The sequence below is a fragment of the Agromyces sp. Y558 genome, from assembly GCF_059445415.1.
In genome coordinates, this window is sequence record NZ_JCAIUH010000001.1 from 2,004,748 (window position 1) to 2,027,754 (window position 23,007).

Consider the following 23,007-nt stretch of genomic DNA (forward strand, 5'->3'; position numbering starts at 1 on the left):
CGTAGGATTCCCGGGTGATCGACGAGACGGATGCCGCAGGGGAGACCCCTGACGCGGGCGACCCGTCGAACGGCGGCGCCGCGTCTCCCGGCGAGTCTTCGGCGACCGAGTCTTCGGCGACCGAGTCTTCGGCGATCGAGCCTTCGGTACCCGACTCTTCGGCGACCGAGACGTCGGCGACCGAGTCTTCGGCGATCGAGCCTTCGGTAACCGAGCCTTCGGTAACCGAGTCTTCGGTAACCGAGACGTGGGCGACCGAGACGTCGGCGACCGAGACCTCGGCGATCGAAACTGCGGGTACCGAGATATTCGACGTCGATCTCGCGGCGAGCGAGATCCTCCCGACCGAGATCCTCGATACCGAGCTCGCGGCGACCGAGCTCCTGTCCGCCGAGCATCCGGATCCCGCAACTCCCGTCGACACGACTCCCGCCGCTGAAACCCAGTCTGCCGACGCTCCGTCGAAGAACGGCGTACTGACCACCATCGCGACGTTCGCCCGCAAGCACCGCCTGCCGTTGATGATCACGGGCGGCGTGCTCGCGTTCGGCCTGATCGGGGCCGGCGCGGTTGCGGTCGGAGCGGCGAGCAACGGCGGCGGCGAGGCATCCGTTGCGCTCATCGAGACGCCCACCCCGACGCCGACGGTCGATCCGGCGCGGCCGGTACCCGCCGCACCGGCCGCGGCGACCCGGCTCCGCACCTGTTCGGTCGCCGATCGCGCGGCCGATGGGCGGCTCGCGAACTTCCAGGCGCAAGTGATGAACGCGTCGACCGGTGAGGTGCTCTACGACCGCGGCGGCACGACCGCATCCCGCATCGCGAGCGTCATGAAGGTGCTGACCTCGGCCGCGGCGCTGTCGGTGCTGGGGCCCGACTACCGCACGGCGACGACCGTCGTGAAGGGGAGCGAGCCCGGCTCGGTCGTACTCGTCGGTGGCGGCGACGCCACCCTCTCCCGCACTTCGAGCGGCACCGAGACCGTGTACCCGGGCGCGGCGCACCTCGACGAGCTCGCGGCACAGGTGAAGGCCGCGTGGGCGGCCGAGCCCGCCAACCCGCCGCTCACGAAGCTCATCCTCGACGCGAGCTACTTCAGCGGCGACGAGTGGGAGCCGAGCTGGGCGATCAAGGAGCGCGAGGACGGCTACATGGCGAACGTCGCCGCACTCATGGTCGACGGCGACCGCGATGACCCCGGTGCGAACACCTCATGGCGCAGCGCCGACCCCGTGAGCCGTGCCGGTGACGCCTTCGCGAGCGCGCTCGGCGGCATCGGCGCGATCGAACGGGGCACCGCTCCCGCAGGCGCACAGCAGCTCGGGCAGGTGCAGTCGCCGACCGTCGCGCAGATCGTCGACAAGGCACTCGTCGTCTCCGACAACACCGCGGCCGAGATGCTCGCCCGGCTCGTCGCGATCGAGACCGGCTCGGGCAATACCTTCGGCGCCATCAACGCGGGTGTGCTCCAGGGCCTTGCGACGTATGGGATCGACACGACCGGCATAGTCGTGGTCGACGGCTCGGGCCTCTCTGACAACAACGCAGTGCCTCCGTCGTACCTCACCCAGCTGTTCGTGAAGATCAACGCGCGCGAGGGCAACCTCGGCGTGCTCATGGACGGTTTGCCCGTCTCCGGCGAGCGCGGGTCCCTGAGTTACGACGACCGGTTCTCGGGCGACAACTCGGTCGCCGACGGCGCGGTGTCGGCCAAGACTGGATGGATCGACACCGGCTACACGCTCGCAGGGGTCGTACGGGCGCAAGACGGCTCCACGCTGACCTTCGCGATCTACGCCCTCGGCGACGTCTCCGACGACGCGAAGCAGGCGATCGACACGCTCACGACCGGGTTCTTCCTCTGCGGCGACAACCTCTCCAATCAGTGATCGCCGGCTTCGCTCAACGCTGAACATCGGGCAGCACGGGCGCGACACTGGAAGAATGGTCTCGGCGGCCGAATCGAGCCGTGACCGACGTGCGAAGGAGCGAGCCATGACCAGGGCCCTGTTCATCATCGACGTGCAGAACGATTTCACAGAGGGCGGAGCGCTCGGTGTCGACGGCGGGGCTGCCGTTGCCGCCGGCATCACCCGCCTGCTCACACAGCATCAGGGCGAGTACGACCTCGTCGCGGCATCCCGAGACTGGCATTCGGGGGATTCCGACAACGGAGGCCACTTCGCAGGCGACGACGAACCCGACTTCGTCGACACCTGGCCGACGCACTGCGTCGCCGACACACCCGGGGCCGAGTATCACCCCGACTTCGACACCTCGGGCGTCCACGTGCACATCCGCAAGGGCCAGGGTGCGCCCGCATACTCGATCTTCGAGGGCACGGATGATGCGGGGGCGACCGTGAGTGAAGTGCTCGTCGCCCGTGGCATCACCGAGATCGACATCGTCGGCATCGCCACTGACTACTGCGTGCGGGCCAGTGCACTCGATGCTGTCGAGCACGGCCAGCGCGTACGGATCTTCACCGATCTCGTGGCTGGTGTCGCACCCGAGTCGTCGGAGGCCGCACTCGCCGAGCTCGGCCACGCCGGCGCCGTCATCGCCGAGTCGTCGGTGCTCGGCGAGGACGCCTCGTGAGGCAGGTCGAACCTGCCCAAGCGCCGACACTCTACGCCGAGTCCCCCGATGGGGTGCTCATCGGCTACCGCGTACGCGACGGCGGCGACGGCGGCGGCGACGGCGACGGCGACGGCGGCGATCGCGGCGCGGGCGCGGGCGCCGGGTTGCCGCCGGTGCTGCTCGTGCACGGCTTCGCCTCCGACGCCGCAGTCACGTGGGAGGGCACGGGCTGGATCCGGGCGCTCGAAGATGCCGGACGAGCGACGATCACCCTCGACCTCCGCGGACACGGCGAGAGCGACAAGCCGGTCGACGCAGATTCGTATGCGCCTGAGCGGCTCGGAGCGGACCTGATCGCCGTGCTCGACTCCGCCGGTGTCGACGAGGTCGACGTCATCGGGTACTCCATGGGCAACCGGGTCGTCTCGGCATTCGCCGCGAGTGCGCCCGAGCGCGTACGCCGAGTCGTGATCGGTGGCGCAGGGCCGAGCGAACTCTTCGCCTCATGGGACCTCGACGAGGTGCGAGCCGTGCTGCTGCGCGACGAGCCGCCGGGGAACCCGCTCATCGAGCAGGTGCTCCGGCCTGCGATCACGGCCGGCGCCGACCGTGAGGCGCTCCTCGCCGTCATCGAGGGCGTGTCGGGTGCGCCGCTTTCGATTCCGGGAGGCATCCCCGTGCTCTTCATCGCCGGTGAAAACGACCCTGTGCCCGTAGGGGCGCGGGAGCTCGCTCTCGACTGGGGTGCCGACTTCGTGTCGATCCCCGGCCGCGACCACGTTTCAACGCTCACTGCGCGGGCCTTCAAGAAGGCCGCGATCGGCTTCCTCGCCGAAGCCTGATGCGGGGCGGAACCGCCGACCCCGCCCCGCATCGGTGACCGGGTGAAACGTCAGATCGCGGCCTGCTTCGGCGCGAGGGGCGTCGGCTCCATCGGCTGGTCGTTCGCGGTCAGGTCGATGCCGAGGTCGCGCGCGTAGACGACCCGGGTGTCGATGCTGACGTCGGCGCCTGCTTGCGTGAGCTCGAAGACGCGCCCGCCGCGCATGCGGTTACGCTCCGTCCCCGACAGCCCGTAGGCGCCGAAGCCGGTGCCCGGCGCATAGCCGAGCAGCACGCCGTAGTAGTTGCCGACGTAGTCGTTGACGTGGTCGTGGCCGACGAACACGCCCTTGACGTCGCCACGCTCGAGGATCGCGTTGTACATGCCCGAGTTGAAGGGTCCGGGGCACTCGTCTTCGTTGCGTTCGCCCACGATGCCGTGCCGGGCGAGGCCGCGCGCGGCATCCGCTTCGGTACGGGTGTCGACGCCGCCCCACCACATGAAGCGGTGTTCCCAGAGTGCGATGTGGATGAACATCAGGCCCGGAACCTTGCGCTTGAACTTCTTCTCGAGCCGCTGCGACTCCGAGCGGTACCACGACACCTGGTCCATGCGCAGCCAGTCCCAGGTGGGGTAGCCGTCGAAGTTCTGGCCGTCGATGTCGCCCGGCGCGTAGCGCCCCGAGTCGAGGAGCCACAGGCTGAAGGCCGTCTCGTTGCCGCGGCCGGCCGTGCGGATCGGCACGATCGTGTTGCCGGTGCCCGTGACACCGGCGATGTTCTCGGCGTTCATGTTGAAGTCGTAGCTGCGGTAGAAGTCGAGCATCATCGCCTCGTTCACACCTGACTGCGGCAGCGAGTCCTCGTCGTGGTTGCCATAGGTGACCGCCCACGGGATGCCGCGGCTCTCCGTCGGCCACACGACATTGTTGATCGCCTGCTTCACCGCGAGCCGCGTCTCGCACCCGCCGGTGATGACATCGCCGTTGATGAGCACGAAGTCGGGCTGCTCGGCGTCGAGGGTCTTCTCGATGAGTTCGACTGTGCGCCGGTCGGTCAGCTCGTCGTCTTGAGTGTCGTTGAACTGCACGACCTTGAAGGTGCCGTCGTCGTGGAACCGCAGCTTCGGCGCCTTCGGCCGAGGTCGACCCGAGGTCGTCTGCAGCTCGTCGATGGTCTCGGCGTGGGCCACGGTCGGCAGGGCGGCGCCGAGCATGCCGAGACCCCCCGCGGTGAGGATCGTTCGGCGGCTGATGGGCAACTTCTCTGGCATCTGTCGAATCTCCTGTCGTCGGCGGCGGGCGCTGAGGGCGCGCCGCGAACGACGCTAGGCATCGCGGATGTCTCGGAGGAGACGAGCAGATGAACGAGAAGACGGTGAAGCCGACCCGAACTCCGGATCGGAGCTACGACTCGCCGTGTCTCGGGATGTTGATCCGGCGTGTCACGGTTCTGCTCCGGAGTTGTGCACGGGGCCGTCCCACCACTCGGCCTCCACAGGGGCGGATCTGTCAGGGGCCGGCACCGGGGCGCGGCTGGCGGCGGATGCATCGGCGGAAGCCGTCATGCTCGGGCCATGGTCGATGCTCGAGCTGTCGTGCGTGCGTTCGGCGGAGTCTGCACGGCGGCCGATCTGCTCGCGGCCGGGCTGAGTCGTCGCGCGATCACGGCAGCGCTCGAACGCCGTGAGATCGAGCGCGCCCGTCGCGGCGTGTTCGTGGAGCCGGCCCTGCCCGCACCCGCCAAGCGTGCAGTGCGGGTGGGCGGCCGACTCGCCTGCATCTCTGCCGCACGTCTTCATGGGCTGCGGGTGCTCACCGATGCCTCCGAACTGCACGTGCACGTCGGACCTCATGCAACACGCCTGCGCGATCCCGATGATCGGTCGACGCCGGTTCGTGTGGCCGAGGCGGGCGGGCGCGTGCGGTTGCACTGGGAGCAGCACCGGCCGGCGAACGGCGTCATCGTGTCTCTCGAGGAGTGCCTTGCCGAGATGCTCGCCTGCGTGCCCGAGCTGGATGCGCTGTGCGCGCTCGACTCCGCTCGGGAGCTGGTCGAGTGGAGGGCGGAGCGACCGCAGCTCCTCGACGACCTCGGTTTCGCTCGGCTCCTCGAGCGGCTGCCTGGCTCGCTGCAACGGATCGCGCATCGCTCGAGTCCGAGCAGCCAGGCAGTCGCTGAGACTGTCGCGCGCGAGAGATTCCGCGTCGCCGGGATCCCGGCGACGCCGCAGGTCGCACTGCCCGGCGGATTCTGGGCGGACTTCCTCATCGGCGAACGGCTGATCTTCGAGGTCGACGGGGAGGGGCCGCACTCTCAGCCCGGCGCGTTCGACCGCGACCGAAGTCGTTGGGCATGGCTGAAGGCGATCGGCTATACGCACATCTCGTTCAGCCACCGGCAGGTGCTCCGCGAGTGGGAGTCGGTCGAGACCGCGATCCGACTGCTGATGGTGCGTGGAGTGCATCTCGCGGCGGGTGCTGTGCGCAACTCCGGATTCGGCGGGTGACACGCCGCATGATGCGCGCGAGGAACCGCGTGTCCTGCGGCCGATCCGGAGTTCTGCACAGCAGCAGGGCGCTACAGGGTGTGACCGAGCTTGAAGCCCTGCGCCTCGTCGTCTTTGCGGGTGTACGAGAAGCCGTCGGCGCCGATCGTGACCTCCATCTCGGACTCGTCGGTGCGGGCGACCACGGACTTCGGGTTGCCGTCGAGGTCGAGCACCAGCGAGGCATCCGTGTACCAGCTCGGCACGACGGGGTTGCCCCACCAGTCGCGTCGCTGGTTGTCGTGCACATCCCAGGTGACGACGGGGTTGTCGGGGTCGCCTGTGTAGTAGTCCTGCGTGTAGATCTCGACGCGGTGGCCGTCGGGGTCGCGCACGTACAGGTAGAACGCGTTCGAGACGCCGTGTCGGCCGGGGCCGCGTTCGATGACGTCGCTCATGCGCAGTGCGCCGAGCTTGTCGCAGATCGCGATGATGTTGTGCTTCTCGTGGGTCGCGAACGCGACGTGGTGCATACGGGGGCCGTCGCCACCGGTCATGGCGGTGTCGTGCACCGTGGGCTTCCGGCGCAGCCAGGCCGCGTACGTCGTGCCGTGTTCGTCTTGGATGTCTTCGGTGACTCGGAAGCCAAGGTCTTCCATGTACTTCACGGCCCTGGGCACGTCGGGAGTGACCTGGTTGAAGTGGTCGAGCCGCACGAGGGCGCCCGGCGTGTAGAGGTCGTAGCGCCACGAGAGCCGCTCGACGTGCTCGACGTCGTAGAAGAACTCGTACGGGAAGCCGAGCGGGTCTTCGACGCGCACTGAGTCGCCGATGCCCTTGGTGTATCCCTCGGGGCGGCGCTCGACGCGGCAGCCGAGCTCCTCGTAGAAGTCGACCGCGCGGTCGAGGTCTTCAGGCGTGCGCACACGGTAGCTGAAAGCGGCGACCGCGGCGACCGGGCCCTTGCGCAGCACGAGGTTGTGGTGGATGAACTCCTCGTAAGAGCGCAGGTAGACGGTGTTCTCGTCCTCCTCGGTGACGACGAGGTCGAGCACGTCGACGTAGAAGCGGCGCGAGGCCTCGAGGTCGGTGACGACGAGTTCCATGTACGCGCAGCGCACGATGTCGGGCGGGGTCGCGTGCGGGGTGGGGATGCGGTTCGCCGGGGCGGGGATCGGGTCGGTGGTCGTCACGACGGGTTCGGGGAGTTGCATGTCAGCGTCCTTGCTCGAGTGCGCCCCCTGAGCCTGTCGAAGGGGGTGCGGTGGTGTTCCCTTCGACAGGCTCAGGGAACGGGAGAGGGGTCAGGGAACGGGAGAGGGGTCAGCCGCGGCCGAAGCGCGGCGAGTGCGCCTGGTTCAGGGTGATGTGCACGGCCTGCTGGTCGGTGTAGAAGTCGATCGAGCGGTAGCCGCCCTCGTGCCCGAGACCCGACGCCTTGACGCCGCCGAACGGGGTGCGGAGGTCCCGCACGTTGTTCGAGTTCAGCCACACCATTCCCGCCTCGACCGACTGGGCGAAGTTGTGGGCGCGCTTCAGGTTGTTCGTCCAGATATAGGCGGCAAGGCCGTAGCGGGTGTCGTTCGCGAGCGCGAGCGCCTCCTCATCGGTGTCGAACGGGGTGATCGCGACGACGGGCCCGAAGATCTCCTCCTGGAAGATGCGGGCGTCAGGTGCGACATCCGCGAACACCGTCGGTGCGACATAGTTGCCGGTCGGCAGCCCTTCCGGCCGGCCGCCGCCCGCGACGAGCCGCCCCTCGCCCTTGCCGATCTCGACGTACGACATGACCTTCTCGTAGTGCTCGGGGTGCACGAGCGCGCCCACCTCGGTCTTCGGGTCGTGCGGGTCGCCGACCACGATGTTGCGAGCGCGTTCGGCATAGCGCGCGACGAAGTCGTCGTAGATCGGTCGCTCGACGAGCACCCGCGAGCCCGCCGTGCAGCGCTCGCCGTTGAGGGAGAACACCCCGAACACGGTGGCATCGAGCGCGTCGTCGAGATCGGCGTCGGCGAACACGACGGCGGGCGACTTGCCGCCGAGCTCCATCGAGAGCCCCTTCAGGAACGGCGCGGCGTTGCCGAAGATGATCTGGCCGGTGCGGCTCTCGCCGGTGAAGGAGATGAGCGGCACATCCGGATGCTTCACGAGCGCGTCGCCCGCCTCCTCGCCGAGCCCGTTGACGAGGTTGAAGACGCCGTCGGGCACGCCGGCCTCGCGGAAGATCTCGGCCCAGAGCGATGCCGACAACGGCGTGAACTCGGCAGGCTTCAGCACGACCGTGTTGCCGGTCGCGAGGGCCGGGGCGAGCTTCCACGACTCGAGCATGAAGGGCGTGTTCCACGGGGTGATGAGGCCCGCGACGCCGATCGGCTTGCGGTTGACGTAGTTCACCTGGCGGCCGGGCACCTTGTAGGTGTCGTCGCGCTGGGCGACGATCAGGTCGGCGAAGAAGCGGAAGTTCTCGGCGGCGCGCTGCGCCTGGCCGAGCGCTTGCGTGATCGGCAGGCCCGTGTCGAAGGTCTCGAGTTCGGCGAGGCGGCGGTCGCTCGCCTCGACGAGGTCGGCGACCTTGTGCAGCACACGGGAGCGCTGGCGAGGCAGCATCCGCGGCCACGGGCCGTCGGTGAATGCGCGCCTCGCGGCGGCGACGGCGAGGTCGATGTCGGCCTGCTGGCCGGCCGCCGCCTGCACGTAGGTCTCGTTCGAGACCGGGTCGAGTACGTCGAACGTCTCGCCGCCGACCGAGTCGACGAACTCGCCGTCGATGTAGTGGCGGATGCGGTCGGGCAGGCCCTCGGGGATGTGGTGGGTCATCGTGATTCCTTCGTGTTCGAGCCTCAGACGGTCGCGTCGACCGCGCGGGCTTCGGAGGCGGTGGAGTCGGTTGGGACAGCGGATGCAGCGGCATCCGTCGAGCCTGCAGCCTTGTGCTTCGACTGGTGGGCGAGCACGGCGTCGAGCGTCGCGGTGCGATGGCGGCGGGCCGTGAGCTCGATCTCGAGCGGGTCGGCTCCCGTCTCGATGAGCGCGATGATGTGTTCGTGTTCTTCGACGGACTCGTGGGCCCGGCCCGGCACGAAGCTGAACGAGGAGTCGCGCAGCACCTTCATGCGGTTCCACCCACGGTGCACGAGTTCAAGGATGTGCGGGTTCGTGCACTCCTCGAAGAGCACTGCGTGGAATTCGAGGTTGAGTTCGGTGAAGCGGTGCGGGTCGAAGTCGTCGAGCGTGCGCCGCATCCGTTCGTTGATCTCGCGCGCTCGCCGCAGGTGCTCGGCCGTGAGGTGAGGCGCCGACAGCGAGGTGGCTGCCCCCTCGACGAGGGCGAGCGTCTGCATGGTGTGCAGGTACTCGGTCTCCTTGATGAGCGCGACCTGCGCGCCGACGTTGCGCTCGAAGGTGACGAGCCCCTCAGCTTCGAGGCGTCGGATCGCTTCGCGCACCGGCACGACGCTCACGTCGAGTTCAGCGGCGATCTGGCCGAGTACGAGCCGGAAGCCGGGCACGTAGCGCCCGTCGTCGATGCGCTCGCGCAGGAATCGATAGGCGAGTTGAGATTTGCTCTCGGCGCTCATCGATCGGCGACCTCTGCGCCCTGAGCGACTTCTGCGCCCTGAGCCACCTCTGCGCCCTGAGTGACTTCTGCGTCCTGAGCCTGTCGAAGGGTGATCTCGGCTTCGTACTGGGCGCGCCATTCGGCGTTCATGGGGAAGAGTCCGTCGACGGATGCCCCGCCGGCGACCTGCTCGGCGACCCACGCCTCCTGCCGTTCCTGTTCGACCGCCTCGGCGACGACCTCCTCGACGAGCTGCGGCGGGATCACGATGACGCCGTCGCCGTCGCCGACGATGACGTCGCCCGGCTGCACGGCGGCGCCGCCGCACGCGATCGTGACGTCGGCCTCCCACGGCACGTGCTTGCGGCCGAGCACGCTCGGGTGCGGGCCCTGTGAGAACACGGGGATCTCGAACCCGGCGACGGCGTCGAAGTCGCGCACGCCGCCGTCGGTGACGATGCCCGCGGCACCACGCACCTGCGCACGGAGTGCGAGCACGTCGCCGACCGTGCCGGTGCCGCGCTCGCCGCGGGCCTCGACGACGAGGACTTCGCCCGGGGCGACGGTGTCGAAGGCGAGCTTCTGCGCGTTGAACCCGCCGCCGTGGCTCGCGAAGAGGTCGGGGCGGAACGGGATGAATCGCAGCGTCTTCGCGCGGCCGACGATGCGGGCGCCGGGATGGTTCGCGGAGACGCCCTCGATGAAGATGTCGTGGTAGCCGCGCTTGCGCAGGGCGACCGAGAGGGTCGCGACGGCGACGCCGGCGATCGCGGCCTTCAGCTCGTCGGTCAGCTCGAACTGTTCGCTCCCCGAGCTTGTCGAAGGGAGCCGCTCGGGAACGCCCGCTTCGACCGGGTCAGCGAGCTTTGGACGCGCTCGCCCAGCAGCGACTGCCGCCGCGAGATCTGCCTCGGAGCCCCAGGCCTCGACCCGCTGGAGGTCATCGACGGTGGGCTTCGCGCCGAAGTCGCCGAACGGTGCGTCGCCCGCGGTCACGGTGGTCACGAGTCGGCCGGTGCTCGGTGCGCCGGGGGCATCCGGTGCGTCGACCTCGACCTCGACCACATCGCCCGGCACGACGACGGAAGAGCCCGCGGGTGTTCCGGTGAGGATGATGTCGCCGGTCTCGAGGGTCATGTGCTGCGAGAGGTCGGCGATGAGCCGGCCGAACGGGAAGAGCAGCCCGCCGCTCGAGTCGTCTTGCACGAGTTCGCCGTTGACCCACGTGCGCACGCGCAGCCCGTCGGGCGAAACGGCGGACGCGGGGATCATCGCCGGGCCGAGCGGCGTGAAGCCGTCGCCGCCCTTCGAGCGCACGTTCGAACCCTTGTCGGCGGCGCGCAGGTCGTAGAGGCCGAAATCGTTCGCCGCGGTGACGGATGCGACGTGCAGCCAGCCGTCGTCGGGGGAGACGCGGCGAGCGGGCAGGCCGATGACGAGCGCGATCTCACCCTCGAAGGCGAGCAGCTCGGTGCCGGCCGGGCGTTCGATCGTGCCGCCGGTCGGCGCGACCGAGGAGGCCGGCTTCAGGAAGTAGCTCGGTTGCGCCGGGGTGCGGCCGCGCTGCTCCGCTCTCGAGCGGTAGTTGAGGTGCACGGCGATGATCTTGCCCGGGGTGGTGATTTCGTCGGTCATTGACGCCCTCGTCTCTCAATATCTGAAATCATATACGATCTGTCGAGCGGTGGCGAGCGGTGTCGAGCGCGCTGCGGAGCGGGCGTGACCGCCCTCGTCGCGTGCGTCAGTAGCCCGCGCGGGGCGGCTCGGCCACTGCGGGAGGCGCCGACACCGCGGCATCCGACCGGATGAACCGATCAGCGAGCGCCTCCGATGCGCGCGCGACGATCGCGACGTCGGCGCCGACGGCCACGAAGGAGGCACCGGCGGCGAGGTACCGCTCGGCGTCCTCGGCCACGAACGCATTCACGCCGACGGGCTTGCCGGCCGCGGCGCCAGCCCGGATCGAGCGCAGCACGCCTTCGACGACTTCGGGGTGCGACTGCTGGCCGAGCAGCCCCATCGAGGCGGCGAGATCGGCCGGTCCGACGAAGAGGGCGTCGACTCCGTCGACCGCCGCGATCTCGTCGACCACGGCCACGGCGGCCCCGGATTCGATCTGCACCGTGAGGCTGATCGTCGACGAGGCATCCGGAAGGTACCGCTCGACGCGGTTCCAGCGCGACGAGCGCGCAAGGGAGGCGCCGACGCCCCGCACCCCGTCGGTCGGGTAGCGAACCGCCCGAGCGAGCTCGGCCGCCTGCGCGGCGGAGTCGACCATGGGCACGAGCAGGTTCTGCACGCCGAGGTCGAGGTACTGCTTGATCACGACGGCGTCGCCGATCGGCGGACGCACGACGGGAGCGACCGGGTACGCCGAGACCGCATAGAGCTGCGCGAGGATCGACTCGAGACCGTTGGGGGAGTGCTCGGCGTCGATGAGCACCCAGTCGAGGCCGCTGCCCGCAGCGAGCTCGGCCATGATCGGGCTGCCAGAGCACACCCACATTCCGACGAGCGGGCGATCGGCCTCCTCGATGCGGGTCGTGAGGGTGTCGGGAAGGGTCACTCGAATCGGCACGTGATGGCTCCAAGCTGCCCGTAGTCGGCGTGCACGGTGTCGCCGCGTTCGACCCACATGGGCCGGGTGAACGACCCAGCCAGGATGATCTCGCCCGTCTCGAGCGATTGACCGTGCTGGGCGAGCTTGTTCGCGAGCCAGGCCACGCCCATCGCGGGGTGACCGAGCACCGCGGCGGCGACGCCCGACTCCTCGATGGTCTGGTTGCGGTAGAGCAGCGCCGAGACCCAGCGGAGGTCGACCTCGTCGACCTTCACCGGTCGGCCGCCGATGACCATCGCGCCCATCGCGGCGTTGTCGCTGATCGTGTCCACGATCGTGCGGCCCGCCATCTCGATGTGCGAGTTCAGGATCTCGAGCGCGGGCACGACGTAGGCTGTGGCGTCGAGCACGTCGAAGATCGTGGCATCCGGGCCCCGCAGCGGCTTCGCGAGCACGAAGGCGAGTTCGACCTCGATGCGCACGTTCGAGAATCGGTCGTATTCGACGGATGCCCCGGACTCGATGACCATGTCGTCAAAGACGACCCCGTAGTCGGGCTCCGTGATGCCCGTGGCGACCTGCATGACCTTCGAGGTGAGGCCGATCTTGCGACCCACGATGCGGTGGCCCTCGGCCACGCGCCGCTTCGCCCAGAGTGCCTGCACCGCGTATGCGTCGTCGACGGTCATCTCGGGATGCCGCGTTCTGAGGAGTGGCACGATCGAGCGATCGCGATCGGCGGCGATGAGCTCGTCGGCGATCGCTGCGATCTGCGAGGGGTCAATCACGGAAGCTCCACTTCGTTGTCGAGGACTCTTGCACGAATCGTATACGATGCCGCGGTCCCGCAGTCGCGGTCCCGCATCCGCGGTCAGGAGTTCACGCGGATGATCTCCTCCTGATACGGCGCGACCACGGTGCTCGAGACGCGGCAGTCGAGCAGCAGGAAGCGACGGGAGCCGACGGGCTCGGCCGTCCAGGCGGCGAGCCGATCGAGGTCGGCGAGTTCACGAACGATGATGCCCTCCGCACCGACGGCGGAGGCGAGGCCGGCGAAATCGGTCTCGGGGATGAGCATGGGCGCTTCGGCGAGGCCCTTCAGGCCGTAGAGGTGCACCTCGGCGCCGTATGCGGCGTCGTTCCAGACGACTGCGATACCGCGCCCGCCGGCGGTGCGCACGGCGCTCTCGAGGTCGGCCAGCGCCATCAGGCCACCGCCGTCGCCGGTCGTCAGCACGATCGTCGCATCGGGGCGTGCGACCGCCGCGCCGGGCACGCTCGCCAGCCCGAACCCGATCGACTGGAACGCCGTGCCGACCATCACCATGCGGTCGGGCGAGGCGACCGGCCAGTACATGTTCGCCCAGCCGATGAAGTGCCCGCCGTCGGAGACGACCACGCGGTTCTCGGGCAGCAGTTCGCCGATGCGAGCTGCGACGCTGCGAGGGTCGAGCCGGCCATCGGATGCCACGGGATCGCCGGCCTCGTAGGCTCGCGCAGCGGCGACGTCGACACTCTCGCGCCATCCCGACGACGCGGCGCCGATGGCCTCGAGCTCGTGCACGAGGGCGCGCGCCACGACGGCGGCGTCGGCGCGGACGAACCCCGAGACGTTCGGGTGGGTGGCCGTGGCGGCGACGTCGACCTGCACAACGCGGGTGCCGGGTGCGAAGAGCTCGCCGAACCGCATCGTGAACTGGCCCAGCGAAGCGCCGAAGACGACCGCGACGTCGGCCTCGCGCACGAGTTCCATCGCACCGGTCGCGCCGAATCCGCCGGTGACGCCGAGATCGTAGCGGGCGTCGGGGAAGACGCCGCGACCGAGTGCGCTCGACGCGGTGAGCGCACCGGTCGCCTCGGCGATCGCGCCGAGGGCCCCGCCCGCACCGGCGAGCCAGGCGCCGCGGCCGGCGAGCAGGAACGGCCGACGTGCGGCGGCGAGCATCCCGGCGAGTTCGGCGATCGCGCGCGTCGCGAACTCGCCCTTCGGCGCGAGCGGAGCAGGCAGGCGCAGCGCAGGGGCCGATGCATCTTCGGCGTCGGCGTCGGCGTCGACCTCGAGACCACCGACGTCGTAGGGGATGGCGAGCACGGCAGCGGTGCGGTTGGCCAGGGCATGCTCGATCGCGAGCACGGCGGTGGCCGCGACATCCGTTCGACCGACCGTGAAGGTGCGGGCGCCCACGCCGGCCGCAAGCGCGATCTGGTCGACGTCCCACAACCGAGGTCCGGTCGTCGGCTCATCGCCGACGACGAGCACCAGGGGGATGCGCGCCTGAACCGCCTCGGCGAGCGGGGAGAGGGTGTTCGTGAATCCGGCCCCGTAAGTCGCGGTCGCGGCGGCGAGGCGCCCCGATGCCCGGTAGTGTGCGTCGGCGGCCACCACGGCACCCGCTTCGTGGCGCAGCGCGGTATAGCTCGCGCTCGTGCGATCGAGTGCGTCGAGGAAGAGTGCGTTGCCGTTGCCCATGACCCCGAAGACATGGTCGATGTGGGCGGCGAGGGTGCGTGCGACGAGTGCTGAGACCGAGGGCATGGAGGCTCCTGACGAGACAGACGGATGAACGATTCCGTATGTGTCTCGCGAACCGTGCCGGCTGGCTGCGTGCCCCTTTTGCGAGCACCGGCGATAATCGCCGGACGACGGCGAGTCTACGCGAGGCGCTCACCTCCGGCCCGGTCGACGATGGAGCTGAACTGCGGCGAATGCGGATGCCGCGGCATCCGCACTCTCCTGCACTGCCTACCGGCTCCGCGGCGGCAGCCGGTCGGGCGGCCCGAGTGCGTCGAAGGCCGCGCGCCAGAACGCGGCGCGAGCCGCGGAATCCGCTGCACCATCGGTGTCGGGCATGGCCGGCATATAGGGATCGAGTGGGATGAAATGCGACGCCCCGTCGGCCTCGAGCGCCGTCACGTCGAGTCCGAGTTCCTCGGCACGTTGCCGAGTCCGGTCCATCAGCTCGCAGGAGTCCCAGACCATGTCGGCCGAGCCGCAGGCGAGGACGATCGGCCCGTCGATGCGGGAGAGGTCGATGACCGAACCCGGAGGCGCCGAGCCGAGATCGCTCGTGCACGGCACCGGCGCGCCGACGAGCGTCCACGCCGGGCGAGACCAGTCCGGTACCCGCACCAGAATTCGCCCGCCCCGACGGGCGCGATTGCGCCACGGACGAGCTCGGGGTACTCGGCCGCGAGCCAGAGGGCGACCTCGCCGCCGCGTGAGACGCCGACGGGGGTGATACGATCGGGATCGACCTCGGGGCGTGCTCGCAACCAGTCGAGCGCGCCGAGGAAGATCTCGAGCGGCACATCGGCGAGCTCGGAAGGTTGGCCCGCCGAGCCGAAGTAGCTCACGGCGAGGGCGGGGTAGCCGGCTGCGGCGAGATGGCTCGCGATGACCCTCGCGTTCTGAATCCCGCCCTCGCTGCCGGAGAACACGAGGGCCGCAGCGCGCGGTTCGCCTCCGGGCTCGACGGATGCCTCGGGCCGGGCGAATGCCGCCACGAGTCCGTCGTCGGTGATGGATTCGAGCACGACGGACTCGGGAATCGTGCCTCGGAGCACGCTCGTGCTCGCGAGCTCGGTGCCGTATGCGTCGACGAGGGTGAGATCCACCTCGTGTTCCTCGGCGTATGCGGCGAAGCTCGGGAATCGGCTGCCGGTCTGCGCGAGCGACCAGAACGGCGCCATCGAGTCTGCGGCAGACCAGTCGCCGTGGACCGGCGCCTGGCGGGCGAGGTCGACGGCGCCCTCATCGTCGGCGAGGAATGTCGCCTCCGAGCGGTGCGCGATCCAGTCGATGTGCGTTTCGGCGACGAGCACGACCTCGGTTCCCGGCTCGAGCCCGGTGAGTTGCAGTGCGAGCGGCTGGAACGGGCCGTCGAGTTCCTCGACGTCGATGCCGGGCGAGCGGGCGCCGGCCGGCGGCGAACAACCGGCGAGCACCGATGCCGCGAAGACGATCGTGGCGGCGGTGAAGATTCGGACCGGGCGGGGCAGGCGCATGGCCGATTCTCCGTCGCGGCCGCCGCGGGGGTCAAGGCGATCTCGTGTCACACGCGCTGCGCACCCGGCAGAATGGTGGGGTGAAGACGATTCAGCTGCGCCGGTACACGCTCGTCGACGGAGAATACGACGCTTTCGTCGAGTGGTGGCAGGGCTCCATGCCGATTGTGCGGCCGGGGGCCGGGTTCGCGATCGAGTTCGCCTACGGCCTCCGCGAATCGAACGAATTCGTGTGGGCCGTGAGCGCGCCCGGCGATCGCGACGACTTCGCGCGGCTCGAAGAGACGTACATGGCCTCGCCTGAACGCACCGCGGTCTTCGACGGAGTGCCGCAGCGAGTCGCCGGCTACGACATCAAGTTCATCGACGACGAGCCCCTGGCAGGCTGAAGCCTCTTCGGGACTTCGGACGCTCGAGCCGCCGACGAATGCATCGAACGACACGTCGGCGCACCGGGGCATCCGCTCACGCCGTCGTGTACAGGAGTCGTGAAGCACGGCGCCCGTAGAATCCAGAGCACCCCCTGGAAACTGACGTGGTCGACGCTGCCCACCTGCACGCTCGGCCGAGAAGGATGCCCGTGAGCCACGAGTTCGACGCCCGCCGTACCGAATGGATCGCCAAAGAGGAACTCGCCGAGCGGATGATCCCGCTCATCGGCGGCCTCTATCGAGACCACGGGGTGGTGACTTCCATTCACGGCCGGCGGCTCATCAATCGCTCAGCGATCGCCCTGCTGAAGGCGCATCGTTTCGCCCGGCAGGCGGGTGAGGTCGAACTCGACCTCGCCGACACGATGCGCGTGCTCGAAGTACTGCGCGAGATCGCCCCGGGCCCTGCGTCGATCGACGTGGCCCGCCTCGTCGATCGCTACGCCGACGCCGTCGGCGAAGGCGATGCTCGCGAGCTCGCCGACTTCGTGCGCGACGAGCTGACGTCCGTGATCGCGGCCGAGGGAGAGCCGGAGGCCCCTTCGGCGGGCTCAGGGCGCACCGGCACCGATGTCGTGCTCTACGGCTTCGGCCGCATCGGGCGCCTGCTCGCGCGCATCCTCATCGCGCACGCCGGCAACGGCAAGGGGCTGCGCCTGCGCGCGATCGTCGTGCGCAAGGGCTCCGACAACGACCTCGTCAAGCGCGCGAGCCTCTTGCGCCGAGACTCGGTGCACGGCCCCTTCGCCGGCACGATCGAGGTCGACGAAGAGGCGAACACGATCCTCGCGAACGGCACGCTGATCCAGGTGATCTACTCGAACGACCCCGCGTCGATCGACTACACCGCCTACGGCATCCACGACGCGATCGTGGTCGACAACACCGGCCGTTGGCGCGACGAGGCTGGGCTCTCGCAGCACCTGCAGTCGACCGGGGCAGCCCGGGTGCTGCTCACCGCGCCCGGCAAAGGCGCGATCAAGAACATCGTGCACGGCATCAACCACGACGACATCACCGAGGCCGACACGATCCTCTCGGCCGCGTCGTGCACGACCAACGCGATCACGCCCGTGCTGAAGGCGGTGGACGATGCGTACGGGGTCGTGCGCGGGCACGTCGAGACCGTGCACTCGTTCACGAACGACCAGAACCTGATCGACAACTTCCACTCGGGCGACCGGCGAGGTCGATCGGCGGCGCTCAACATGGTCATCACCGAGACCGGAGCCGCGAAGGCAGTCGCGAAGGCGCTGCCCTCGTTCGCCGGCAAGCTCACCGGCAGTGCGATCCGCGTGCCGACGCCCGACGTCTCGCTCGCGATCCTGAACCTGCAGCTCGAGCGGCCGGCGTCGAAGATGCAGCTGAACCGCTATCTCCGCCAGGTCTCGCTCACCTCACCGCTGCGCCAGCAGATCGACTACATCGAGTCGCCCGAGGTGGTCTCCACCGACTTCGTCGGCTCGAACCGGGCGGGCATCGTCGACGGGCTCGCGACGATCGCCGACGGCACCGACGCGATCGTCTACGTCTGGTACGACAACGAGTACGGATACTCGTGCCAGGTCGTGCGGGTCATCGAGGCGATGGCCGGCACCCACCCCGTGGTGCTGCCCGAGCGTCAGCCGGTCGCGCTGGGGGACGAGGTCGTCGCGGCGGTCTGATCGACGGCGCGTGCTCGACGGACCCGCCTCGTCGCTGTCATCGAGTGCGGATGGCCTCGGTGAGCACGCGGCCATCGGCGCCGGCAGGTGCGTCGTACCCGAGGAGCGCGGCGATCGTCGGAGCCACGTCGATGTGCCGCGGGTCGGCCGGCGCACCGTTCGGACGTACGCCGGCGCCCGAGAGCACGAGCGGCACCTCGAGGTTCCGGCTCGTGCCGTGCACCCCGGCGGCATCGGCCGGGGTCGCGCCGAGCGACCAGCCCTCTGCGGGCTCGAGGACGAGCTCGCCGTACTTCGGCGACATGTGCATGGCCTGCTGATCGGTCTTGTCGTACACCGCGGAGACGTGCGGAAGCGCCGCGACCGCCTCCTCGATACGGGCAGCGGCCGTGGAGTCACCGGCGGCATCGCCGATCAGGTGCAGCGACCCGACCCCGCCGACGACGATCACGACCTCGGTCGCGGGCTGCGGGGCGTGCCCCGCGGCGAGAATCTCGGCGTCGTAGCCGAGGGCGTCGATCGCTGCGAGCAACGGCGACTGCATGCCCTGCGTGAAGGTGCTCATGCCGTGGTCGCCGGTCACGACGAAGGCCGTGCGTCCATAGATGCCGGCGTCCTTCGTCGCCTGGACGAGACGCCCGATCTGCTCGTCGACCTCGGCGAGCGCTGCGGGCATGCCAGCCGCGGCGGAGCCGTCGGCATGGCCGAGCACGTCGAGCGTGTCGCAGTACACCGCGATCAGGTCGGGGATGCCGTTTGCGGTGGTCAGCTGCCCGCCGCTGTCGACGGGTTCGCCGTTCAGTACGGCGATGGCGTCGTCGGCCCGGCGGTCGCAGGTGCCGCCGGGTTGTGTGTAGAGCCCGTCGGGATCGCCGTAGGCGACGCCGTGGTTCTGCAGGATGAACCACTGCGATGACATCACCGTGCCGCCCTGATCGCGGATCGCCTCTGCGACGGTCGGCACTGCGAGGTCCCGCTGCTGGCTGCGGGCGTTGCCGGTCTCGGCGTCGAACCAGTACGCCGTGTTCAGATGCGTCTCGGGCCAGGCGCCGGTCGCGATCGACGACCACGACGGGTTCGTGATCGAGGTCATCACCCCGGTCGAGGTCGTGAGACTGCCCCGCTTGGCGAGATGGCGGAGGTTCGGCATCGGGGCGTCGTCGAGGTACCGGGCGTCGAACCCGTCGAGGGCGATGAGTACGACATGCTCTGCCGGGGGCGGCGGCACCGCGCTCGCAGCCGTCGCGGAGGCACCCGCGATGGCGGCGGCGGTGAGGGCCGTCACGGCGAACGCGACGAGGGAACGGGATCGGGTACGCATCGATGTGACTCCTGAGTGTTCTGACGAATGGAAACCGGGGTTCCCGGATGCTTCGACGCTGGCGCGCGCGTCGAGGGTCGGTCAACCACGGACACGGTGCGTGCAAGGAACCGGGAACCGTGCGGGGGAGGTTGACGGGAATCCGTCACCTCAGCGACATCCGCCCGCTCGGATGCCGGTTTCTTGCGCCGATGCTCGGACACATGTCGATCCCTCGCAAACCATCGCGGCGCGCTGGCCGTCGGCATGCGGCGGTCGGTTGGGTGCAGGGAAGAGCAGACCGACGACGAAGTGGAGCGCGACGATGGTGGACCGGGCGATCGAGACAGGCAACCGACCGAGGGTGAGCCGACGGGGATTCCTCGGCCTGTCGGCGGTCGGAGTCGGGTTGGGCATGGCCGCGACGGACTGGGGGCCGTGGCCCGGAGCCGCGGTGGGCGCGGCGCGCGCCGCCGGATCCGTGGCCCCGATGCGCTTCGTCGTGCTCACCGATACCCACGGCAACGACGAGGAGACCGCTCGTCTCGAGAACCTGTCGAGGGTCTTCGCCGCCGTCGAAGCCGAGGACCCGGAGTTCGTGCTGCACTGCGGTGACATCAGCGACTACGGCGACGACTCGGGATTCGAGGCCTACCGTTCGACCATTCCCGCGGCGCTGTGGGAGCGGATCCGCCACGTGCCCGGCAATCATGAGATCAGGTGGGATGTCACGGCGCGAGAGCGGTTCCAGAACTGGTTCGGGCCCACGAGCTACAGCTTCGACGCCGGCGGCGTGCACTTCATCGCGCTCGATCCGACCCAGGCGCTGCAGGAACCCGGACTGTTCGGCGACGACCTCGACACGATCCACCGCGATCTGGATGCCGCGGGCACGACGCCGAGCGTGATGTTCCTGCACTTCCCCCTCGCGGGACGCAATCACTACGTCAACGACGCCGATGCGCTGCTGCGCACCATCGAGCCGTTCCCCGTGCGGGGGATCTTCGCGGGGCACATCCACCGCAACGAGGTCGATCGGTTCAACGGACTCACGCAGGTCGCGGCCGTCGCCACGCGCAGCGGGCCCTTCTACCTCCGTGTCACCGAACGCGATGACGAGGCAGGGCGGGTGCTCGTGGTCGAACAGGTCACCCTCGGCGCGGCCGACACCGACCCGCCGACGATCGACCTCCTCACGGAGATGCCGCTCGATGCGGGGCCGGGTCAAGCGGCCGGTCCGGTTCGGGGCGGCGCACGCATCGACGATGAACGCATCGAAGTCAGCGCCACCGCCGGATCGGCCGCCGTGGGCGTGTCGGCCCAGCTGTACCCGCAAGAGCTGTTCGGCACTGCGGCCGACGGCGTCTGGGTGCCGCTCGACCCTGCCGGTGGCACATGGAGCGGATCTCTCGACGCGGCCGCGCTCCCACCCGGCGTGCACCGAGTCCGTCTCCAAGCGGTCGACGGGGCCGGTGCGCTCTGGCACGAGACGGTCACGGTCGAGCGTCGCGGCGAATCGCTGTCGAAGCCGAAGTGGGAGCAGCAGCTCGGCGGACAGATCCAGGGTGCGCTCGCGGCATCCGGGTCGACGGTCGTCGCTGCATCGACAACAGGCCGAGTCGCGGCGCTGCGCATCACGGGTGCCGCGCACCACCGCCTGTGGGAGCGCGACCTCGGCCCGGTGCACCGTGGCGTGGCCTTCTCGAGCGACGGCTCGATCGTCATGGTGCCCGGAGCCGATCACACACTCACGGCGCTCGACGCTGCGAGCGGTCGAACCCGTTGGGCCGCGGATCTCGGGCGCCCCGTGATGTCGACACCGGCGGTGTTCGACGTCGGAGGAGTCGACCGGGTCATCGTTGCGGCGGGCGACCGGCTCTTCTGCCTCGACAGCTCGGGAGCGATCGTGTGGGAATCGGAGGTGCCGCGGCTCTCGGCTGGGCGAGCGGGCTTCGACGGCCAGCGCGTCTACGTCGGCGCGGGCGATGGGCGCGGATACGCGTACGACGTGGCGACCGGCGCGCGCCTGTGGTCGGTGCTGACGAACACCAGACCCGACACGTACCGGCAATTGATCTACGGGCCATGGGACGACTGGGTCGAGATCCTCCCGACGGGCGCCGTGCTCTTCAGCACCGTCGCCAACGCCATCGCAGTGGACCCGCGCACGGGCGCGGAGCTGTGGCGGATCGACGGAAGCTACATCTTCGCGCCCGGCGTGATGCTCGACGATGGGAGCCTGCTGCTGACGACGGAGTGGGGCATCGCCGACGCGATCGACCCTGCCACGGGGGTGAGACGGTGGAGCACGCAGGCCGTGCCGCGCGTCGTCAACGCCGGCCCGGTGCGCGATGAGCGGAGCGGCACGGTCTGGCTCGTCGGCACGGGCGGACTACTGGTCGCGATCGACACGGCGAGCGGTGCGGTGACGGTGGATCGTCAGCTCTTCACGGCCAACACCTTCTCCACCCCGGTCGTCGTCGGACGGCAGCTGATCGTCGGCGCGCAGGACGGCGTGCTCAGAGGCCTCACCGTCTGATCGCGAGCTCGGCCGGAACGGGTGGACCGGTGAGGCCGGCGCGCTTGAGCGACTGCAGCGCGACCGCGACGTCGGCGTGCTGCAGTCCGGGAAGGCCGCCGATCGTGTCGGAGATGAAGCCGTAGAGCGCAGCGTCGGAGGCGAGTGCGATCTCACCGCACAGGTTCCGGTCGCCCGTCGTCGCCGCGATCATCAGTACCGACGGGTGTTCGGCGAGCAACTCCCCGGCGCGCCCGAGCTGGGTCGGATTCACGTTGAGCGATACGAAGGCGTTCACCGGCAGCCCGATGCGCTCGGGCTCGACGACCGTGCGCATGCGCAGTGCGCCCGACGCCATCATCGCCTCGGTGCGGCGACGAACCGTGACCGGGTTGGCGCCGCAGAGCTCGGCGAGCCGCTGCCAGCCGAGCCGGCCGTCGAGTGCGAGCGATGCTGCGATCCGCTCATCGAGCGCGTCGGTCGCGGCAGGCTGACCCGGCAGTGGCTCGTGCCACGGATCCAGTCGCTGGCTGCGCAGCTGCTCGACCAAATCGCCGGCGAGCAGGTCGGGAAGCCAGCTGTGCGGCGTCGCGAAGCGGCGGATCACCTGGTTGCTCCAAACGGCGAGTACCCCATCGAGGGCGGGGAGCTGCTCGAGCGTGATTGCCAGGAGGTGCTCGTTCGTCGTGTAGCTGATCTCGGCGATGCAGTCGACGCTGCCGGTCAGCAGCTTGACCGACCCTGACTCCGGCCAGGCGGCCAGTCGTTCGGCCGAACGAAGGGCCTCGCCCGGACGGCACCGCAGCCGGACGAACAACGAGCGCGTGCGCCTCGTCGCCTCCCCGTCGAGCACTCCGACGACCCGCACGGTGCCGTCGTGGAGCAGACGCGATGCGCGACGGGAGACGGTCGCCTCGGAGGTGAACACCACTTCGCTGATCTGCGCATTGCTCGCGCGCGGATTGGCCATCAAGGCGCCGACGATGCGACGGTCGAGATCATCCAACGGATGCACCTTCGATTCATGAGTAGGGTCGATGAGGTTGCTTTCTTGCAACCTACTCGCAAATGTCGTCGATG

19 protein-coding genes are annotated in these 23,007 nt (G+C 69.5%); 7 read left to right on the forward strand and 12 right to left on the reverse strand.

Going from position 1 to position 23,007, the window contains the following annotated elements; genetic code table 11:
* Nucleotides 1–14 precede the first annotated feature (14 nt).
* From AC1C2T_RS09450 to AC1C2T_RS09460, 3 genes are all read left to right on the forward strand, one after another.
* Nucleotides 15–1,889, forward strand: a complete 1,875-nt coding sequence (locus AC1C2T_RS09450; protein ID WP_495385105.1) for a D-alanyl-D-alanine carboxypeptidase — start codon at nucleotides 15–17, stop codon at nucleotides 1,887–1,889.
* 106 nt (nucleotides 1,890–1,995) lie between these two features.
* Nucleotides 1,996–2,598 (forward strand): isochorismatase family protein, encoded by a 603-nt coding sequence (locus AC1C2T_RS09455; RefSeq protein WP_495362310.1) that lies wholly within the window; start codon nucleotides 1,996–1,998, stop codon nucleotides 2,596–2,598.
* Entirely contained in the window at nucleotides 2,595–3,422 is an 828-nt protein-coding gene (locus AC1C2T_RS09460; protein WP_495385106.1) for an alpha/beta fold hydrolase, read from the forward strand. The genes AC1C2T_RS09455 and AC1C2T_RS09460 overlap by 4 nt, the downstream gene beginning before the upstream one ends.
* Nucleotides 3,423–3,472: 50 nt before the next feature.
* Here the strand turns inward: AC1C2T_RS09460 and AC1C2T_RS09465 are convergent, their stop codons facing one another.
* Complete coding sequence (locus AC1C2T_RS09465; RefSeq protein WP_495385107.1) at nucleotides 3,473–4,675, reverse strand: metallophosphoesterase family protein; 1,203 nt, start codon at nucleotides 4,673–4,675, stop codon at nucleotides 3,473–3,475.
* 303 nt (nucleotides 4,676–4,978) lie between these two features.
* Between AC1C2T_RS09465 and AC1C2T_RS09470 the strand changes: the two genes are divergently transcribed.
* A complete protein-coding gene (locus tag AC1C2T_RS09470; RefSeq protein ID WP_495385108.1) occupies nucleotides 4,979–5,911 on the forward strand; it encodes an endonuclease domain-containing protein in 933 nt (310 codons plus the stop codon).
* Between the two features lie 71 nt (nucleotides 5,912–5,982).
* On the opposite strand, the gene hpaD is transcribed toward AC1C2T_RS09470, so the two are convergent.
* From hpaD to AC1C2T_RS09515, 9 genes are all read right to left on the reverse strand, one after another.
* Nucleotides 5,983–7,104, reverse strand: a complete 1,122-nt coding sequence (gene hpaD / locus AC1C2T_RS09475) for a 3,4-dihydroxyphenylacetate 2,3-dioxygenase (protein WP_495385109.1) — start codon at nucleotides 7,102–7,104, stop codon at nucleotides 5,983–5,985.
* Nucleotides 7,105–7,213: 109 nt separating this feature from the next.
* On the reverse strand, nucleotides 7,214–8,707 hold the full coding sequence (hpaE, locus tag AC1C2T_RS09480; protein WP_495385110.1) for a 5-carboxymethyl-2-hydroxymuconate semialdehyde dehydrogenase: 1,494 nt from the start codon (nucleotides 8,705–8,707) through the stop codon (nucleotides 7,214–7,216).
* 23 nt (nucleotides 8,708–8,730) lie between these two features.
* The gene (locus tag AC1C2T_RS09485; RefSeq protein WP_495385111.1) at nucleotides 8,731–9,468 is read right to left on the reverse strand and encodes a GntR family transcriptional regulator; all 738 of its coding nucleotides are present in this window, start codon (nucleotides 9,466–9,468) and stop codon (nucleotides 8,731–8,733) included.
* Nucleotides 9,465–11,084, reverse strand: a complete 1,620-nt coding sequence (locus tag AC1C2T_RS09490; RefSeq protein WP_495385112.1) for a fumarylacetoacetate hydrolase family protein — start codon at nucleotides 11,082–11,084, stop codon at nucleotides 9,465–9,467. The genes AC1C2T_RS09485 and AC1C2T_RS09490 overlap by 4 nt, the downstream gene beginning before the upstream one ends.
* A gap of 106 nt (nucleotides 11,085–11,190) precedes the next feature.
* Entirely contained in the window at nucleotides 11,191–12,027 is an 837-nt protein-coding gene (locus AC1C2T_RS09495) for an HpcH/HpaI aldolase family protein (RefSeq protein ID WP_495385113.1), read from the reverse strand.
* A complete protein-coding gene (gene hpaH, locus AC1C2T_RS09500) occupies nucleotides 12,012–12,797 on the reverse strand; it encodes a 2-oxo-hept-4-ene-1,7-dioate hydratase (RefSeq protein ID WP_495385114.1) in 786 nt (261 codons plus the stop codon). Before hpaH ends, AC1C2T_RS09495 begins: the two co-directional genes overlap by 16 nt.
* 83 nt (nucleotides 12,798–12,880) lie before the next feature.
* Nucleotides 12,881–14,545: a thiamine pyrophosphate-binding protein gene (locus AC1C2T_RS09505; RefSeq protein WP_495385115.1), complete on the reverse strand. Its 1,665-nt coding sequence runs from the start codon at nucleotides 14,543–14,545 to the stop codon at nucleotides 12,881–12,883.
* Between the two features lie 207 nt (nucleotides 14,546–14,752).
* Nucleotides 14,753–14,989: a hypothetical protein gene (locus tag AC1C2T_RS09510; RefSeq protein WP_495385116.1), complete on the reverse strand. Its 237-nt coding sequence runs from the start codon at nucleotides 14,987–14,989 to the stop codon at nucleotides 14,753–14,755.
* Nucleotides 14,965–16,014 (reverse strand): acyl-CoA thioesterase/BAAT N-terminal domain-containing protein, encoded by a 1,050-nt coding sequence (locus AC1C2T_RS09515; RefSeq protein WP_495385117.1) that lies wholly within the window; start codon nucleotides 16,012–16,014, stop codon nucleotides 14,965–14,967. The genes AC1C2T_RS09510 and AC1C2T_RS09515 overlap by 25 nt, the downstream gene beginning before the upstream one ends.
* A gap of 80 nt (nucleotides 16,015–16,094) precedes the next feature.
* Here AC1C2T_RS09515 and AC1C2T_RS09520 point away from each other — a divergent pair, with 80 nt between their 5' ends.
* The gene (locus tag AC1C2T_RS09520; RefSeq protein WP_495385118.1) at nucleotides 16,095–16,403 is read left to right on the forward strand and encodes a hypothetical protein; all 309 of its coding nucleotides are present in this window, start codon (nucleotides 16,095–16,097) and stop codon (nucleotides 16,401–16,403) included.
* Nucleotides 16,404–16,594: 191 nt separating this feature from the next.
* Nucleotides 16,595–18,109, forward strand: coding sequence for a glyceraldehyde-3-phosphate dehydrogenase (locus AC1C2T_RS09525; RefSeq protein ID WP_495385119.1), 1,515 nt, complete (start codon nucleotides 16,595–16,597; stop codon nucleotides 18,107–18,109).
* Between the two features lie 37 nt (nucleotides 18,110–18,146).
* On the opposite strand, the gene AC1C2T_RS09530 is transcribed toward AC1C2T_RS09525, so the two are convergent.
* On the reverse strand, nucleotides 18,147–19,430 hold the full coding sequence (locus tag AC1C2T_RS09530; RefSeq protein ID WP_495385120.1) for an alkaline phosphatase family protein: 1,284 nt from the start codon (nucleotides 19,428–19,430) through the stop codon (nucleotides 18,147–18,149).
* 343 nt (nucleotides 19,431–19,773) lie between these two features.
* Here AC1C2T_RS09530 and AC1C2T_RS09535 point away from each other — a divergent pair, with 343 nt between their 5' ends.
* Nucleotides 19,774–21,948, forward strand: coding sequence for an outer membrane protein assembly factor BamB family protein (locus tag AC1C2T_RS09535; protein WP_495385121.1), 2,175 nt, complete (start codon nucleotides 19,774–19,776; stop codon nucleotides 21,946–21,948).
* Here the strand turns inward: AC1C2T_RS09535 and AC1C2T_RS09540 are convergent.
* Complete coding sequence (locus tag AC1C2T_RS09540; protein ID WP_495385122.1) at nucleotides 21,938–22,933, reverse strand: Lrp/AsnC family transcriptional regulator; 996 nt, start codon at nucleotides 22,931–22,933, stop codon at nucleotides 21,938–21,940. The two genes, AC1C2T_RS09535 and AC1C2T_RS09540, sit on opposite strands and share 11 nt — an antisense overlap.
* Between the last annotated feature and the right edge of the window lie 74 nt (nucleotides 22,934–23,007).

Coding starts and splice junctions, on each gene's coding strand:
- AC1C2T_RS09455 (WP_495362310.1), top strand. CDS start 1,996: ATGACCAGGGCCCTGTTCATCATCGACGTGCAGAACGATTTCACAGAG.
- AC1C2T_RS09465 (WP_495385107.1), bottom strand. CDS start 4,675: ATGCCAGAGAAGTTGCCCATCAGCCGCCGAACGATCCTCACCGCGGGG.
- AC1C2T_RS09470 (WP_495385108.1), top strand. CDS start 4,979: ATGGTCGATGCTCGAGCTGTCGTGCGTGCGTTCGGCGGAGTCTGCACG.
- hpaD (WP_495385109.1), bottom strand. CDS start 7,104: ATGCAACTCCCCGAACCCGTCGTGACGACCACCGACCCGATCCCCGCC.
- hpaE (WP_495385110.1), bottom strand. CDS start 8,707: ATGACCCACCACATCCCCGAGGGCCTGCCCGACCGCATCCGCCACTAC.
- AC1C2T_RS09485 (WP_495385111.1), bottom strand. CDS start 9,468: ATGAGCGCCGAGAGCAAATCTCAACTCGCCTATCGATTCCTGCGCGAG.
- AC1C2T_RS09490 (WP_495385112.1), bottom strand. CDS start 11,084: ATGACCGACGAAATCACCACCCCGGGCAAGATCATCGCCGTGCACCTC.
- AC1C2T_RS09505 (WP_495385115.1), bottom strand. CDS start 14,545: ATGCCCTCGGTCTCAGCACTCGTCGCACGCACCCTCGCCGCCCACATC.
- AC1C2T_RS09510 (WP_495385116.1), bottom strand. CDS start 14,989: ATGGTCTGGGACTCCTGCGAGCTGATGGACCGGACTCGGCAACGTGCC.
- AC1C2T_RS09515 (WP_495385117.1), bottom strand. CDS start 16,014: ATGCGCCTGCCCCGCCCGGTCCGAATCTTCACCGCCGCCACGATCGTC.
- AC1C2T_RS09530 (WP_495385120.1), bottom strand. CDS start 19,430: ATGCGTACCCGATCCCGTTCCCTCGTCGCGTTCGCCGTGACGGCCCTC.